The following is a 16,502-nucleotide window of genomic DNA, read 5'->3' on the forward strand; positions in this document are numbered from 1 at the left end:
AAGTAAATTTCTTAGCGATAAGCAAAAAAGGTGAAGCGTGGTAACATGGTGCCAGTCTTCCAATGCACCCAATTACCACTCTATGATTGTACCTGTCATTCTAGCTGGCGGCTCCGGAAGTCGTCTCTGGCCACTGTCTCGCGAGCTTTACCCTAAGCAATTTCTCAATATTGCCGGCAAGCAGTCCATGCTTCAGCAAACACTTCAACGACTGCAAGGTCTTGATGAGTACTTAACGGATAGTAACTGCGATGCCCCGCTCATCATCTGTAATGAAGAGCATCGCTTCATTGCCGCAGAACAAGCTCGAGCATCCAATATCCAACACAGTGGAATATTGTTAGAACCTGTAGGTAGAAATACAGCCCCAGCCATCGCACTAGCTGCGTTACAGGCTTTAGGTCACTCGAACAGCAGCCAACAACATAAATCTGACCCAATATTATTAGTGCTGGCTGCAGATCATCACATCGCAAAAACAGCTGCATTTCAGCAAACGGTGGCAAGAGGCGTTGAATACGCAAAACAAGGTAAACTGGTTACTTTTGGTATTACTCCAAACGTACCAGAAACTGGCTATGGTTATATAAAACAAGGAGAGCCACTCTCCCATCATGCTTTTGCCATTGAATGTTTCGTTGAAAAACCAGATCTAGCAACCGCAGAACAATACGTTAATTCAGGGCAATACCTCTGGAACAGCGGTATGTTCATGTTTAGAGCATCACGCTACCTTGAAGAACTTGCTGAACATCGTCCAGAGATCTTAACGGCCTGTAAACTCGCTCTCACAACGCAAAACACCGACCTCGATTTTATCCGTATTGACGCCGAAGCATTCCAAAGCAGCCCGAGCGACTCTATCGACTATGCCGTGATGGAAAAAACGTCGGATGCTGCGGTGATACCGATGGATGTTGGTTGGAATGATATTGGTTCATGGTCTGCAATCTGGGATGTCAGTGATAAAGATGAACACAACAATGTGATTGAAGGCGATGTGTTAACTGTCGATTCTCAATACAACTACATCCACGCTGAAAACAAGCTGGTTGCGACGGTAGGTGTCGAGAACCTCATTATTGTCGAAACCAAAGACGCTATATTGGTTGCGAACAAAGACAAGGTTCAAGGTGTTAAATCGATTGTCAGTCAACTGAATCAAGCCGGTCGCACAGAACATTTGCATCATCGTGAGGTGTTTAGACCTTGGGGTAAATACGATGTTATCGATCTAGGCCAGCGCGACAAAGTTAAACGTATCACCGTAAAACCTGGTCACAAGTTGTCGTTACAAATGCACCACCATAGAGCGGAACATTGGGTAGTCGTGGCGGGTACTGCGAAAGTGACCAACGATGAGAAAACCTATCTGGTTGAAGAAGATCAATCCACTTACATCCCTTTAGGCCATATCCACAGCCTAGAGAACCTAGGGGACACTCCACTCGAAATGATCGAAGTACAAACCGGTAGCCATTTGACTGAAGACGACATTATTCGATATCAAGATAGTTACGGGCGGAGCAAACAATCTAGCTCACCTCAAATCAACAAATCGAACTAGAGCAGCCACAATAGAATGAAACATAATTTAGAGCTCAGCTGCTTTAAAAATAACGATATCCGAGGAATCATTGGTAAACAAATCAATGAGCGCCTTGCTTACCTGCTGGGTAGAGCATTTGGCGAATATGTCCTGTCCGCTACGCCTGAAACCTCATTCGATGACTTGGCGCAAGTGGTGATTGGTCGTGATAACCGCGAAACGTCTCTTTCATTACAAGAAGCCATGACCAAAGGCTTAATCGAGTCAGGGATTACCGTGATAGACCTAGGTATGACTGGCACAGAAGAAGTCTACTTTGCGACACGTTCCCTAAAAGCGATTGGCGGAATACAAATTACAGCTAGCCATAACCCAATCAATTATAACGGCATGAAATTGGTCGGTGTAGACGCTAGCCCTATTAGTAAAAACAGTGGTTTAGATGAAATCAAACGACGCATTGAAGTACTCGAACAAGAGCTAAACAGCAATTTACCGCTCGTTTATGTGCAACCAAGTAACTCTAGTAGACCGACTAGTATTCTCGCCCCTTATGTAGACCACCTACTCTCCTATATATCACCTTCTAAGCTTTCGCCAATGAAGATTGTAGTTAATGCAGGAAACGGCGTCGCAGGACATGTCATTGATGCTTTAGAGAATAAATTTAACAAACTCAGTGCCTCTATCACTTTCGTCAAGGTTCATCATACGCCCGATGGAGACTTCCCCAATGGTATTCCAAACCCTTTGATTAGAGAGAGTCAAGCAGCCACTCGAGATGCCGTTTTAGAACATTCTGCAGACCTTGGAATTGCATGGGATGGAGACTTCGACCGCTGCTTTTTCTTTGATGAAAAAGGCAATTACATTGAAGGTTACTACATCGTTGGTCTGCTAACCGAAGCCTTCTTGCTAAAAGACTCTAATGCAACTGTACTGCACGACATGCGCATGACATGGAATACAATAGAGATCGCAGAAAGACTAGGTGGAAACGCTGTTGGCGTAAAAGCTGGACATGCTTTGATCAAAGAGAAAATGCGAGAGTTAAACGCAGTGTATGGTGGAGAAATGAGCGCACACCATTATTTTCGTGATTTTGGATATTGCGACTCAGGGATGATTCCTTGGCTACTAGTTATCGAACTGATGTCGAAGACTCAACAATCTCTTCATCAATTGACGAGTACCAGTATGCAGAAATTCCCCTCTTCCGGAGAGATAAATCGCAAAGTTTCAGACCCCGAGCAGGTCATGGCTTGCGTGTTATCGCACTACCGAGATAATGCCGTTGAGATCGATCATACAGACGGTATCAGTATGGATATGGGAACATGGCGCTTCAACCTAAGACAATCGAATACAGAACCATTAATACGCCTTAACGTTGAAACCAAACAAGATAGAGCTTTGTTATCATTTAAAGTCAACGAGCTACTGTCTTTTCTCATTTAAGAGTACAAGGTGCTTCCAATTTTCAACTAAAAACCATAAAAAAGCCCTTACTAACGATTGCTAATAAGGGCTTTGAATTTTCAGTAGCTTAGTCGCTGACTGTAATTGGTCTATTTGTTACGGCGAGCTTCAACAGCGTCTGCCAACTGGCGAAGTACTGTTTCAGTATCTTCCCAACCAATACATGCGTCAGTAACAGATTGACCGTAAGTTGCTGCTTTACCATCAACAAGGTCTTGACGACCTTCAACTAGATGAGACTCGATCATCACACCAAAGATAGCTTTGTCGCCGCCAGAAATTTGTGCACTTACGTCATCAGATACATTCATTTGACGCTTAAACTGCTTAGAACTGTTTGCGTGGCTGAAATCGATCATTACTTTTTGTGGAAGACCTGAAGCTGCTAGCTCTTCTTTGATCTTACCAACGTGTTCTGCGCTGTAGTTTGGCTCTTTACCACCACGTAGGATGATATGACAATCAGGGTTACCTGCTGTTTCAACAATAGCTGAATGACCGTACTTAGTTACCGATAAGAAGTGGTGAGAAGCGCTAGCAGAGCGAATAGCATCTGTTGCGATCTTGATGTTGCCATCAGTACCATTCTTAAAACCAACTGGGCAAGATAGGCCTGAAGCCAGCTCACGGTGAACTTGAGATTCTGTCGTACGTGCGCCAATTGCACCCCAACTGATTAGGTCAGCAACGTATTGAGGCGTGATCATATCTAGGAATTCACTTGCCGTTGGCATGCCCATGTCAGTTAGGTCAAGCAGTAGCTTACGTCCTAAACGAAGGCCATCATTTAGTTTGAACGTATCGTTCATGTACGGGTCGTTGATTAGACCTTTCCAACCTACCGTTGTGCGTGGTTTTTCAAAGTAAACACGCATTACGATTTCAAGCTTATCGCCGAGTTCGTCACGCAGCACTTTTAAACGCTTGCCGTACTCAAGAGCAGCTTCTGTGTCATGAATAGAACATGGACCAACAATTACAAGCAAGCGATCGTCACTATCTTCTAAAATATTGTGAATCGCTTTACGGCTTTCAAAGGTTGTAGAAGAAGCAATTTCTGTCGCTGCAAACTTTTCTAAAACAGCAACAGGTGGTAATAACTCTTTTACTTTGTTAATTCTTACATCATCAGTCTGGAACATTGCTTACTTCTTCCTTTTTTCTATCCTTGAGCTGAATGTACGTTGTCTCACGTCACTTTCTATCAGCACTAATCTTCTTGTTCCCTGTAACTTAACTAGTAAAAACTCTAGTTTCAATCACTAATTGAAAATAAACGCAATTTTTTTTGTGTTTTATATTTAAAACACCCCGTATAACATTATTTACACGTTATCGATTGCGTAATTTATAGGAAAGCAAGAGTAGTAATTCTTCAAGCTTCACCATTCCTGTGAAATTGTGTAGAACTGAAAAACAAAAAAGCTCACGTTATCAGCGTGAACTTTTGTTTAATTACATTCTTTTCAATGGCTTGACGACACTATCAAGCCCTTCAATTTTGAGAGCAAGGCACAATTTTAATAAGTCGCCTAGTTCGCCTGACGGGAATCCCTTTTTGTCGAACCACAGCAAATATTCTTCAGGTAAGTCAATCAGTGTACGACCCGCGTACTTTCCAAATGGCATCTGCATTCGAGCCAACTTAATCAGATTCTCTTTCTCTAGCACTATTCGGCCTTTCTATGCGTCATCTATGTTCTGTAGAGTATCACCTAAACGTTCAACCCAATAGTTGATCGCATCTTTGGCATCATCTAGCGAATCAATCATGGTTGAAAAATCTTTATTCCCCGCTTCTCGGTCGATTGCAGCAAATAATGGAGTACCCTCTTGAGCATCACTGACCAACAACTCTACACTCGCACTCCCAACATTAGTGTGTTCTCCTGTTGTCACCTTAGATATGGTTGACATCGCAAGACCAAACGGCAGAACGCTGCTCGTTACAGCTAAGATCGGGTTGGGCGTTTCAACGTTACTCAGAGCGATACTCAGGCGTAATGTTTTACCCGTAGGCTCATCGACGATTGTTTTATGAGGCGATATTTTCTCTTCCAAACGCGCAACCATGTGGGTAGTGAGCACCTGAATTTCGTCCTGCTCTAACGAACCTTCTTCTGCCAAAACAAAAATTTGGTCGATCACTACAGAATCGTAATCATCTAACTTGGATTTCAAACGCTGTGCGTCACGCAGACCGATTCTGGCCCAAACTAAGTCAACACCACCGTCAGGACCTGGCTGAAAATCTTCATAACTGGTGAACTTGGTTGCGGTTTTAATTGGACCGCCTGCACAACCAAACAAAAAAATGATGGTTGCAACAAGCAAGAGAAGTTTTAAAGGTTTCATAGCGCACTTACATTAAATAGAAAAATCCAACTAAGTATGCCATACCCTATGTGAGAAGATTGTAGAAAAAGGGGTTAAAACTCAGAGCTAGCTCTAAAATTAGTCATGCTGCACGGTATGAGCATACTCTACAATCACCTGATTTCCTTCGATATAAGCGTTTTGAATCTCGCCATCAACACTCATTCTACTTTTCAAATACACCACTTTAGGTCCAGACTCATTACCTTCTTTAAGTGAAGGGAACACATTTCTAGGTTCTAAATGAAGTAAACGGCAAAAGTGACTGATGAAAGACATGGTCAATGGCGTCTCCCCTCGCAGTACATTTGAGAAATCAAGCTGGTTCATCCCTAGCTTTTTTGAAAACTCCATCTGCGTAATTCGCATTCTCGATTTTTGTGACATCCACGTTTGATACAACGCATCTCTGTCTTGTTCTGTGAATTCCATACCGACTCCTTTATATAATTCATACCAATCAATTGTCCGTTTTTTCATACATGACATGTCAGAGTTCGGTTAGTGGAAACCAAAGGTTTGGTTTTGATATGAGCACAATTGTTCTACAGAACGAAACACAAAGACTCAAAGTATTCACAAAAACGATTAGAGCAAATACTTTCTTTATTTATATCAATAATTTATACATTAACTTAAGAAATATATAGCAAGTTAATTTGTATTAAGAATTAAAAGTTCGAGATTGGCATTCCACATTTCAATCGATTGATTCGCATTTATAAAACTGGTTGGCTACATTTCGTTTGCTCAAACGCACTTCTGGCAAACTATTTGAAAGAATAGGACGCAAAGCCACCGGTCTGTCGACAAATATTCTGTCTATGATAGCGGGGCCGCCACTTAATAGGATTTAAGTGTAAATGCATGCCGGAGTGTTCTCTTTTTTGTCGGCCAAATACAGTAAGGACAAATAATGAAACAACTCCCAAAAAAATCACTCATCGCACTATCGCTACTTAGCGTAAGCGGTGCAAGCTTCGGTCACGGTTATGTCTCTGCATACAACAATGGCGTTGCTGAGAGCCGTGTTGCCCTATGTAAGTTCCCCGCGAGTGATACGCAAGAGAAAAACACCAACTGTGGTGGTATCCAATACGAGCCACAAAGTGTGGAAGGCCCTGAAGGCTTTCCTGAAGTCGGCCCTGCTGATGGGAAAATCGCCAGTGCGCAATCTTCTTTAGCAGCAGCACTAGACGAGCAAAAAGCAGATCGCTGGGTTAAACGCCCTATCAAGTCTGGTTCTCAGTACTTTGAATGGACGTTCACAGCTAACCACAAGACTCGCGATTGGAAATATTACATTACTCAACCAGACTGGAACCCAAACCAGCCTTTGGCGCGCAGCTCCTTTGACTTAACGCCATTCTGTGTTGTTGAAGGCAATATGAAACAGCCACCGATGCAAGTAAGCCACTTGTGTAATGTGCCAGAACGCGAAGGTTATCAAGTGATCCTTGCGGTATGGGATGTAGGTGACACTGCTGCGGCTTTCTACAACGTTATCGATGTGAAGTTTGATGGCGACGGCCCTATCATTCCTGATTGGGATCAAGGCGGTCAAATCAACCCAACACAAGACCTGAATGTAGGTGACGCTGTTTACACTCGCGTATTCGATCAATCCGGTGAGAACGCTTCATACAGCACTGAGCTTGTGATTGAAAGTTCTGAGCAAGGCAAAGCCAATAATTGGTCTTACGCTCTTTCTTCTAAAATCAACCAAGAGCAGACGCAAATCAAAGCAGGTCAATTGAACGACCAAGGTGATTTCGCCCCCGTTTACGGCACTAACCCTGTTTATCTAAAAGCAGGCTCTGGCTTTAACAGTGTAGAAATCGGCTACAAGATTGATACTCCAGAACCAGAGCATGAGCTAGAAGTAACAGGTCTAGAGTCAGAGTACATTATCGATGAGAGCCAACCTACCCAGCTAGATCTTACGTTAGCGGCAACAGGCGATATCCAAGCTGAGCTTACCGTGTACAACCATCACCGTGAAGCGCTTGCATCTCAGAAATCGGACCTAACAGACGGACAAGTTGAAGGTGTTCAGCTGACTCTTTCTAAGTCTGAAGCTGGCCACCACATGCTTGTGGTTGTGACGAAAGATGACCAAGGTAACTTAGTGGTTCAGAACACGCTTGATTTCCATCTGATGGACGAGCAAACACCTCCACCAGCGGGCGATTACGACTTCGTATTCCCAGAAAGCATTGAGTCTTACACTGCCGGTACTAAAGTATTGAGCAGCGATGGTGGCGTTTATCAGTGTAAAGAGTTCCCATACTCTGGCTACTGTGTTCAATGGGCACCAACAGCAACTCAGTACGAACCAGGTGTCGGTTCACACTGGCAAAGTGCTTGGAACAAAGTGGACTAAGTACTCGCTAGATACTTACTTTGTATTAAGTGCGTTTTAGCCATCAACCAAACAAAAACGGATGCCCAAAGCATCCGTTTTCTTGTTCAGTAAAAGTAAAAACGCCAGTTGTTAAAGTAGATAGTGGTCTGCCAACAGAGCAACAAACAAGATCATGAGATGATAGATGGAGAACTTAAAGGTCTTCATCGCCATATTAGGCTCATCACGATACTTAAGCACCCAAGCGTGGTAAACAAACCCACCGTTGAGCACCAATGAAGCGCTCAAATATATCCAGCTGCTCATGCCGACTAACACCGGCAATATACACACGATGCTCAACAACAAGGTATAGAGCAAAATAGAAGTCTTAGTGTATTCGATTCCGTGGGTCACAGGCAGCATGGGGATATTCACTTTGGCATACTCATCACGACGATGAATTGCCAACGCCCAGAAGTGCGGAGGCGTCCAAATAAAGATGATCATCACCAACAACCAAGCATTTGAGTGCAACTCATTGGTAACCGCCGTCCAACCCAATAGCGGAGGCATTGCACCTGCGATCCCAGCAATCACGATGTTTTGTGGCGTCGCTCGCTTTAAGTACATGGTATAAATCACTGCATAACCCAACAAGCTTGCAAAAGTTAGCCAAGCGGTGAGTTGATTGACCCACACGACAAGCGTGACGAATCCAAGTAAGCCGATACCCGCTGCAAAGCTGAATACACGCACACTACTCAGCTCACCTGACGGTAAAGGTCGTCGGTTTGTTCGAGTCATCTGACCGTCGATCTTTTTGTCGATCAAGTGGTTAAATGCAGCGGCTGAACCCGCCATCAACCCTATCCCTACCATGCCAAATAATGCTTGCTGTAATGGCAATCCATTAGGCACCGCTAAACACATGCCGACTAATGCTGTTAACAACATCAAAGCAACCACTTTAGGCTTAGTCAGTGTTAAATAGACCTTCCAAGCTGCTTTGTTTTGAGCAGCAACTTCATTACTTGAAGCGGTATCTTGAACCACAATTTGATGCTGTGTTGAAGTTCTACTGACCATGATTACCTCCTTGTAATACACTGTTCTTTACCAAGCGCTCACTTGGTTTTCGTTGCCACACAACAAAGTTTGTCACAACCAAACTGACAAGCAGCATCGCCGCAACTAAGTTATGAAGCACTGCCACTGAAATCGGTAGATGGAACCACACGTTACTGATCCCTAAACTGATTTGCACGGCTAATACCAATGCCACAATCACGCTTAGCTTTTGATGGGGCGCTTGGCCAAACTTCCATAACTGGTACACGACCATCAGCACCGTTAACGTCGCCACAATAGCCCCAAACCTGTGCATGACATGGATGGTGAGCCTTGCAGGATACTCCAACACACCAAACTCATAATTATCATGTCCGCGTTGAGCAAAATCGAACGCATTTTTGAAATCGAGGTAGCTCATCCAGTTACCTTCACAAATAGGCAGTTGGGTACACACCAAAGCGGCATAGTTTGACGATGTCCAGCCACCAAGTAGTATCTGCCCAATCACAATGAGTAATCCAAAGAGCGCCCAAACTTTAAGTGATGGAGAATAAAAAGCCTCGCCAAAACGGCTTTGGAATTGAGACAAACGACAGTAGAGCAGACACAACAGTGACAACAGTGTGAAGCCCCCCATCAAATGCGCCATAACCACAACGGGCATCAACTTGAGAGTCACCGTCCACATTCCAAGCAAAGCCTGAAAAATCACAGTGGCTGAAATAAGCAAAGGAAGCCCAATCGAAGTAATATTCTTTTTAATACACCAAGCTACAACGACAAAGATAAGCAGCCCTAATGTTCCTGCAAAGTAGCGATGTATCATCTCAATCCAAGCTTTATCTGCTTCGAGAGCTCGCTCTGGAAATTGCAGATTGGCTTGATTCACCGCTTGGGCATCAGAGGGCACGGTGATCTTTCCGTAACAACCCGGCCAATCAGGACAGCCAAGGCCAGCATCAGACAAACGTGTATAAGCGCCGAGAACAATCACGGTAAGGGTTAACAAGATAGTTAATCTCATCACGAGCATCAGTAAATCAGGGGCTTTATTCTGCATCGTTTATCTCCCTATACTTATTCCCTTTCGTTGCTTACACTCAAGCATTAGCTCCATCTGCTAAAGCTTATAGACTTAAGCTTTAGTTGATAATCTTATCAACTACCCAACTCGTGACAGTTTGAGAAGCTTTCTTAAATCATGAATCATGCCTTTAGATTGACCAACTAACTGCGAAAGATCAGAAACGCTTTTGTACTCCATGACCAACTGTCCTAGTGGGTCAATAATGACAATGGAAGCAGGCGAAAACTCGGTACTTAACTGATCACCACCAGCTAACAAAGATAGAGCAGGCTTATCGAGCGAACCCGATAACGAGTTACCCTCCGATACAAAAACAACGGGGGTCACCCGCTCTTTGTTTTTACCTAGCGCCAAATAGCTTTGATTCAAATAATGGAGCTGTTGCTCACACAAGCTTTCGCACTCTGTGGGAGCAATATAACCTACTAACCACCCTTCTCCAGCCATGGGTACCGTTATGCCAAAATCCGCTAGTGTGGTTCTGGGTTCTATCAATTCGCCCGAGTTAGTGACACCTGAGGTATACCAATTCTGGTCCAGCACGGTTTTGGCAATAATCGCAGGTAAAGCGAAAATCAAAAATAATCCGATTAATACCAGACGTCCCTTAGTCTGGCGGCTTTTAAGCTCAGCCATGTTTGCATCGGTGCTTTCCTGGTTCATTTGCGCTTGAGATTTATCCATATTTCTTCCTTGTGGTAAGCACTGCCTTTAAGTCGCTATTTCAATCTCGAGTGCCTACTTCTTATTCATGTGGCTATTTTTCTTAAAATATCGGAACCCTATCAACAACATCAAAAACAAAAGTACGGCAGCCATTACAAACCATTGAAATGAGTAACCAAAGTGCTTCTCAGATTTCATCGCCGTTGGACGCCACAACATTTCATAGGGCCATGAATCTAAACTCTGAGGTTGGAAGACAAAGGGCAGTACTTCTTGCCCGGTGTACTCTGATAACGCTGTTATGTTTAGGTTTTGGATTCTATTTGGTGTCGTATTTTCTAAAGCTAACTCATGGCTTAAAGGATTCACCGAACGTGTATACAAACGCCCTGACATTTTGGTTGATAGTGTGATGCTTCCTAGTTGTGGGAGTTCTCTTCTGTCACTGCTCGCTGCAACGAACCCAAGATCGATCAATAACTGTTTTTCAGCCACTAAGGATTTGTTGTCATCTTCAAAGCGAACCTCACCCAACATGTAAATCACATAGCCTACCGTTCCTTGGTTAATCTGGTTGTCTAACAAAACCACTAAACCACTGGGTGTTTCCAGCTCCACGTCAACTCTTAAGCCATTTAAAGACGGCAGTTCAGATGCACCTTGCATTTGTGTACGCGAGCCCTTCCATTCAGAGATCACCGTATCCAACGACCTAGACGATTGCTGCGCTCTTTCTGATAGCTGCTGTTCATAGCGCAATTTCTCGTTACCTCGCTCTAACTGCCATAAACCCAACTTGATTAAAATGCCGACTGAAACCACAGTTAAAACAACCGCTATCCAAAAACCTTTACTGCGGAACTTGTGTTCATCATCAATCAATCGGTTTGGAGTTATCACTATGGCGTCATCTACCTTTGTGTTGTTGTTTAAAATTGTGTTGGTCGCTTTGCTGTTCTTCATCGCTTTCAACTTGATGAAAGGCCTAATCCAAATCGCCTCGGGCAAACACAATGGCAAAAGACTGAGCCACTTCTTGGGTCGTCGTGTGATATGGTCAGCTGTTGTCGTGTTACTGTTATTACTGGCTTTAGGTTCAGGAGTGATAACTCCCAACCCTCGCCCCTATTAATTCCCAATAGGCTCAGCAGTTAGAGCACATACACAAACACAAACAGACCTAACCAAACCACATCGACAAAGTGCCAATACCAACTGCCCGCTTGGAACGCAAAATGGTCTTTCGGAGTGAAGTGGTCTTTCGCAACCCTTGCTAGCAACACAATCAAAAAGAGGGTTCCTAAACAGACATGCAAGCCATGGAATCCAGTCAGTAAGAAGAATGTGTTGCCATAGATGCCAGATTGAAGTGTCAGCCCCATCTCTTGATAAGCGTGAAGATACTCTTCAACTTGGAAAAATAGGAAGAAGCCAGCTAGAACAATCGTGATCTCCAACCAGACGATTAACGCCATGCGCTTATTTTGTTCGAGGCTTAGGTGCGCCATGTGCAACGTCACGGATGAAAGCAGTAGAATAATGGTGTTCTTAAGAGGGATACCCTGCCAAGGCATAGCTTGTGTCGTCACGCCATCAGGTGTGGTTGTTAGCGGCCACATCGATTGGAACATCGGCCACAACACTTCGTGAGTCATTTCATTATTGCCCGCCCCACCAATCCAAGGCACAGAAATCATGCGAGCATAGAAAAGCGCACCAAAGAAAGCACCGAAGAACATGATTTCGGAAAAGATAAACCAACTCATGCCTTGTCGAAACGAACGAGATATCTGCTCAGAGTAGAGACCACTTAATGATTCCGTGATCACATTGCTAAACCAACCTGCAAGCATGTAAAGCAACACACAAAATCCGACTAACAGCACTGCTTTTCCAAACACACCACCAGCGGCATCAGTACCCATGTTTTGTACCGTCAAGCCAGCGCCAACCGCGACCAAAAACAGTGCTACAGCACCCACCAATGGCCAGTGGCTTTGATGTGGAACGAAATAAACTTCCTTTTTAGAACTCATCGCTCAACTCCTTATGTTGATACTAGTTCTGTAAATCCCTAATTACTTGCGAGTACGTTAGGCCCAGATTTATTGGCCGCTGCACCCACCTCACTCGTAATATTAAATAACGTATAAGAGAGCGTAAGCGTATGTATCGATTCTGGAATATCTGGCTCAATGTAAAATATCAAACCCATTTCTGCACTTTTGTGCCCGTCCAATGGCTGCTGATTAAAACAAAAGCACTCCATCTTATTAAAGTAGGTCGCTCCCATACCTGGAGACACAGATGGTACAGCCTGACCAACCAATGAACTCGCAGATAGATTCTTCGCGATGTAATTGGTTTGAACTACCTCTCCTGGATGAACCTCTAGCACACGTACTTCAGGCGAGAACTGCCACGGCATATCTGGCTTAATGTGCGACATGAATTCCACTCGAACAGTACGAGAATAGTCGGGCTGCATTCCCTGAGGTTGCACCGCTGAAACGGTATTAGTTTTGCCATTGATCCCTAAAGCCTCACACATCACATCGTAGAGCGGCACCAAAGCGAAACCGAAGCCAAACATCGCAACTACACTCAACACCAAGTAACCCGTCAGCTTTTTAGTCGATCGCTTATTAGACAGGCGCTTTGGTTGTTTTTTATCTTGATTGGGATCGCTTTGCTTATCACTCATAGCTCATCCCTCTAATCCACTTTAGGTGGATGAGTAAAGGTGTGGTGAGGCGCAGGGCTTGGTACTGTCCATTCAAGACCTTCTGCTCTATCCCAAGGCTTGCTTGGTGCAGGCTCTCCCCCTCTTACGCACTTAATCGCTAGCCATAAGAAAATTAGCTGAGACAACCCAAAGGCAAAACCACCAATCGACACCACTTGGTTAACGTCAGCAAACTGAATCGCATAATCAGGAATACGACGCGGCATACCCGCTAACCCTAAAAAGTGCATAGGGAAGAACAGTACATTGACTGAAATCACCGACGTCCAGAAATGCCACAAACTGAGCTTGTGGTCGTACATATGCCCAGTCCATTTCGGCAGCCAGTAATAGGCGGCGGCCATAATTGAGAACACAGCACCTGTCACCAGAACATAGTGGAAATGAGCTACAACAAAGTAGGTATCGTGGTATTGGAAATCAGCAGGTACGATAGCGAGCATCAATCCGGATAACCCACCAATCGTAAACAGAACAATGAAAGCAATAGCAAACAGCATTGGCGTCTCAAAGGTCAAAGCACCCCGCCACATGGTCGCCACCCAGTTGAAGACTTTCACACCTGTCGGCACAGCGATCAACATGGTGCAATACATGAAGAACAATTCGGCAAATACTGGCATACCCGTGGTGAACATGTGATGCGCCCAAACCAAGAATGACAGCAATGCGATACTGCAAGTCGCGTATACCATCGAGTGATAGCCAAACAAACGCTTGCCACTGAATGCAGGGATGATGGCTGAGACAATACCAAAAGACGGCAAGATCATGATGTACACTTCGGGGTGACCAAAGAACCAGAATATGTGCTGGAACATCACCGGATCACCACCACCAGCCGCATCAAAGAAGCTTGTTCCAAAGTATTTGTCGGTCAGTACCATGGTGACCGCACCGGCCAGCACCGGCATAACGGCTATCAGTAGGAAAGCGGTAATTAACCAAGTCCATACGAACATCGGTAACTTGAACCAAGTCATGCCCGGCGCTCTCATATTGACAATGGTTACGATCACGTTAATCGCCCCCATGATCGAACTGATCCCCATAATATGTACTGAGAACACGAATAGTGCAGTGCTGTCCGGGCCATAAGTTGTCGAGAGTGGCGCATAAAAAGTCCACCCAAAGCTCGGGCCACCACCCTCTGTAAACAAAGACCCTATTAAGATTAGAAAAGCAAACGGCAAGATCCAGAAGCTGAGGTTATTCATTCTCGGCAAAGCCATATCTGGAGCACCGATCATCATTGGGATCATCCAGTTAGCTAACCCCGTAAATGCTGGCATCACCGCACCAAACACCATGATCAAGCCGTGGACTGTGGTCATCTGGTTGAAGAAGTCTGGCTCAACGAGTTGTAACCCCGGTTGGAATAGCTCCGCGCGGATCACCATTGCCATAGCTCCACCCGTTAAGAACATCGCAAAGCTGAACCACAAATAAAGTGTCCCAATGTCTTTATGATTGGTTGAATATAGCCAACGAGCCCAGCCTTTAGGTGCCGCATGTGAGTCGTGATCATCAACAGGCAAATCACTATTACCCAAGGTGCCTTCCGCAGAATGGCTCAGTACTTGATCTTCTGCCGGAGCCGATTTCACCGGCTTATTGATTGGTGAGCTCATAATTGCTCCTTAGCATCATTTTGTGCTTCGTCCGATGAGCCCTGTTCGTCAGGTGCTTGGGCTCCGCCTTCTTGTTTAACTTTGTAAGCGTTAATATCTGAAGCCTGAACAATATCGCCTGTATCATTGCCCCAAGCGTTTCGTTGATAAGTCACTACCGCTGCGATCTCTTTCTCGGTTAGCTGATTATCGAATGCCTGCATCGCCGTGCCGCCACGACCATAAACAATGGTGTCAATATGAACATCGACATCACCAAGAGCGATAGGGCTCCCTTTAATGGCTGGGAACGCCCCAGGAATACCCTCACCGTTTGCTTGATGACAAACTGCACATCGAGCTTTGTAGACCTCTTCACCGATAGCGTTCAGCTCGTCCAACGAAAGTGACGCATCTAATGCATCTTTCGCGGCTTGCTGTTCGGCTAGCGCCAACTCTTTTTGCTCTGCTAGCCATGCGTCAAATTCATCTTCTTCCATGGCATGCACCACTATCGGCATGAAACCATGAGCACGACCACATAGCTCAGCACATTGGCCGCGATATACCCCAGGCTCATCGATTTTTGTCCAAGCCTCATTGATAAAGCCTGGAATGGTATCTTTCTTAACGGCGAACGCTGGCACCCACCATGAGTGAATTACATCGTCGGAAGTCATCAAGAAGCGGACTTTTCGGTCAATAGGCAATACAAGTGGCTTATCAACTTCTAGTAGGTAATGCGCGCCTTTCACTTCGATGCCTTCAATCTCTTTGTCGCTGGTCGCTAGAAGGCTGAAGAATTCGACATCCTCACCAAAGTAGCTGTAATGCCATTTCCATTGTGATCCAGTGATTTTAACTGTCAGGTCTGATTGGGAGGTATCTTCCATCGCTATCAAGGTTTTGGTGGCTGGTATGGCCATAGCGATAAGGATGATAATAGGGATAATAGTCCAGAGGATTTCGACTTTGGTACTTTCATGAAAATGAGCAGCAACTGCGCCCTTCGATTTCCTGTGCCTCAAAATCGAATAAAACATCACACCAAAAACAACAAAGGCAATCGCACAACAGATGTAGAAGATCAGCATATGAAGCTCATACACCTTACCACTGATCTCAGTGACGCCTTGAGTCATGTTGTAATCACTGCTTGCGTGCACTAAAGGCGATACTAAAAGCACAACAAAACTCTTCAAAAGCCACGCTAGCCTAACCAGTAATCTTTTCAAAAGATCTCTCCTTATCCTTCCTAATTGGATACTTGCGACCTAAATGTCGTTGCGAGCTATATGTCATTCAGAGCTGGACAACATTCATTGTTATTCCGGCTACACATGAAAAGGCGAATCTCAATCTACAACTCACATGAAATTAGCCTGTAAGTGGGCTACTGACCTCATATAACCTAAGAACTAATACGGTTCAAAAGCGTTGGAGGTTTCCATGAAAGATTCAAAAACGGCGAACTTGTTAAATTTTGTTATATTTATGTAAAAGGCTAGTTAGTGATATCCAATTGTTCAAGGTAAGTTTACTTACTAAACAGTCAATTATTTGAAGTGGCT

Annotated in this window: 16 protein-coding genes and 1 riboswitch; of the genes, 4 read left to right on the top strand and 12 right to left on the bottom strand. The window is 44.5% G+C overall.

Features of this window, described 5'->3' with window-relative positions; genetic code table 11:
• The first annotated feature begins 82 nt into the window (after window positions 1–82).
• Both L4C44_RS04915 and L4C44_RS04920 read left to right on the top strand, forming a co-directional pair.
• The gene (locus L4C44_RS04915) at window positions 83–1,567 is read left to right on the top strand and encodes a mannose-1-phosphate guanylyltransferase/mannose-6-phosphate isomerase (RefSeq protein ID WP_428804581.1); all 1,485 of its coding nucleotides are present in this window, start codon (window positions 83–85) and stop codon (window positions 1,565–1,567) included.
• Between the two features lie 15 nt (window positions 1,568–1,582).
• Window positions 1,583–3,007, top strand: coding sequence for a phosphohexomutase domain-containing protein (locus tag L4C44_RS04920; protein WP_428804513.1), 1,425 nt, complete (start codon window positions 1,583–1,585; stop codon window positions 3,005–3,007).
• Window positions 3,008–3,117: 110 nt separating this feature from the next.
• Here the strand turns inward: L4C44_RS04920 and aroG are convergent, their stop codons facing one another.
• The 4 genes from aroG to L4C44_RS04940 all read right to left on the bottom strand — a co-directional run bounded on the left by aroG (window position 3,118) and on the right by L4C44_RS04940 (window position 5,836).
• On the bottom strand, window positions 3,118–4,170 hold the full coding sequence (gene aroG, locus L4C44_RS04925; protein ID WP_060981594.1) for a 3-deoxy-7-phosphoheptulonate synthase AroG: 1,053 nt from the start codon (window positions 4,168–4,170) through the stop codon (window positions 3,118–3,120).
• A gap of 313 nt (window positions 4,171–4,483) precedes the next feature.
• A complete protein-coding gene (locus tag L4C44_RS04930; RefSeq protein ID WP_004730103.1) occupies window positions 4,484–4,699 on the bottom strand; it encodes a DUF3820 family protein in 216 nt (71 codons plus the stop codon).
• A 12-nt stretch (window positions 4,700–4,711) separates the two neighbouring features.
• On the bottom strand, window positions 4,712–5,383 hold the full coding sequence (locus L4C44_RS04935; RefSeq protein ID WP_428804514.1) for a DUF3313 domain-containing protein: 672 nt from the start codon (window positions 5,381–5,383) through the stop codon (window positions 4,712–4,714).
• Between the two features lie 99 nt (window positions 5,384–5,482).
• Window positions 5,483–5,836 (bottom strand): hypothetical protein, encoded by a 354-nt coding sequence (locus tag L4C44_RS04940; RefSeq protein ID WP_048659090.1) that lies wholly within the window; start codon window positions 5,834–5,836, stop codon window positions 5,483–5,485.
• A 322-nt stretch (window positions 5,837–6,158) separates the two neighbouring features.
• A riboswitch (cyclic di-GMP riboswitch) is annotated at window positions 6,159–6,248 on the top strand.
• Between the two features lie 72 nt (window positions 6,249–6,320).
• On the opposite strand from L4C44_RS04940, the gene gbpA reads away from it, so the two are divergent.
• Window positions 6,321–7,787 carry an N-acetylglucosamine-binding protein GbpA gene (gene gbpA / locus L4C44_RS04945; protein WP_428804515.1) on the top strand — a complete coding sequence of 489 codons (1,467 nt, stop codon included), beginning with the start codon at window positions 6,321–6,323 and terminating at the stop codon, window positions 7,785–7,787.
• A gap of 111 nt (window positions 7,788–7,898) precedes the next feature.
• Here the strand turns inward: gbpA and cyoE are convergent, their stop codons facing one another.
• The 4 genes from cyoE to L4C44_RS04965 all read right to left on the bottom strand — a co-directional run bounded on the left by cyoE (window position 7,899) and on the right by L4C44_RS04965 (window position 11,538).
• Window positions 7,899–8,837 carry a heme o synthase gene (gene cyoE / locus L4C44_RS04950; RefSeq protein ID WP_428804516.1) on the bottom strand — a complete coding sequence of 313 codons (939 nt, stop codon included), beginning with the start codon at window positions 8,835–8,837 and terminating at the stop codon, window positions 7,899–7,901.
• Window positions 8,827–9,882: a COX15/CtaA family protein gene (locus L4C44_RS04955; RefSeq protein ID WP_428804517.1), complete on the bottom strand. Its 1,056-nt coding sequence runs from the start codon at window positions 9,880–9,882 to the stop codon at window positions 8,827–8,829. Before L4C44_RS04955 ends, cyoE begins: the two co-directional genes overlap by 11 nt.
• Before the next feature lie 102 nt (window positions 9,883–9,984).
• Window positions 9,985–10,593 carry a hypothetical protein gene (locus L4C44_RS04960; RefSeq protein WP_146490062.1) on the bottom strand — a complete coding sequence of 203 codons (609 nt, stop codon included), beginning with the start codon at window positions 10,591–10,593 and terminating at the stop codon, window positions 9,985–9,987.
• Between the two features lie 54 nt (window positions 10,594–10,647).
• Window positions 10,648–11,538 (bottom strand): SURF1 family protein, encoded by an 891-nt coding sequence (locus L4C44_RS04965; protein WP_428804518.1) that lies wholly within the window; start codon window positions 11,536–11,538, stop codon window positions 10,648–10,650.
• Here L4C44_RS04965 and L4C44_RS04970 point away from each other — a divergent pair.
• A complete protein-coding gene (locus L4C44_RS04970; RefSeq protein WP_371995751.1) occupies window positions 11,477–11,707 on the top strand; it encodes a DUF2909 family protein in 231 nt (76 codons plus the stop codon). The two genes, L4C44_RS04965 and L4C44_RS04970, sit on opposite strands and share 62 nt — an antisense overlap.
• Before the next feature lie 19 nt (window positions 11,708–11,726).
• On the opposite strand, the gene L4C44_RS04975 is transcribed toward L4C44_RS04970, so the two are convergent.
• Genes L4C44_RS04975 through coxB form a run of 4 tightly spaced genes read right to left on the bottom strand, consistent with a single transcriptional unit; the run spans window position 11,727 to window position 16,166 of the window.
• Window positions 11,727–12,611 (bottom strand): cytochrome c oxidase subunit 3, encoded by an 885-nt coding sequence (locus L4C44_RS04975; protein ID WP_086712597.1) that lies wholly within the window; start codon window positions 12,609–12,611, stop codon window positions 11,727–11,729.
• Between the two features lie 38 nt (window positions 12,612–12,649).
• The gene (locus L4C44_RS04980) at window positions 12,650–13,279 is read right to left on the bottom strand and encodes a cytochrome c oxidase assembly protein (protein ID WP_428804519.1); all 630 of its coding nucleotides are present in this window, start codon (window positions 13,277–13,279) and stop codon (window positions 12,650–12,652) included.
• 11 nt (window positions 13,280–13,290) lie between these two features.
• Entirely contained in the window at window positions 13,291–14,952 is a 1,662-nt protein-coding gene (gene ctaD, locus L4C44_RS04985) for a cytochrome c oxidase subunit I (RefSeq protein WP_052880005.1), read from the bottom strand.
• A complete protein-coding gene (gene coxB / locus L4C44_RS04990; RefSeq protein WP_428804520.1) occupies window positions 14,949–16,166 on the bottom strand; it encodes a cytochrome c oxidase subunit II in 1,218 nt (405 codons plus the stop codon). The genes ctaD and coxB overlap by 4 nt, the downstream gene beginning before the upstream one ends.
• Window positions 16,167–16,502: the final 336 nt, after the last annotated feature.

This window comes from Vibrio satsumensis, from assembly GCF_050337435.1.
GTDB classification, from domain to species: Bacteria; Pseudomonadota; Gammaproteobacteria; order Enterobacterales; family Vibrionaceae; genus Vibrio; species Vibrio satsumensis.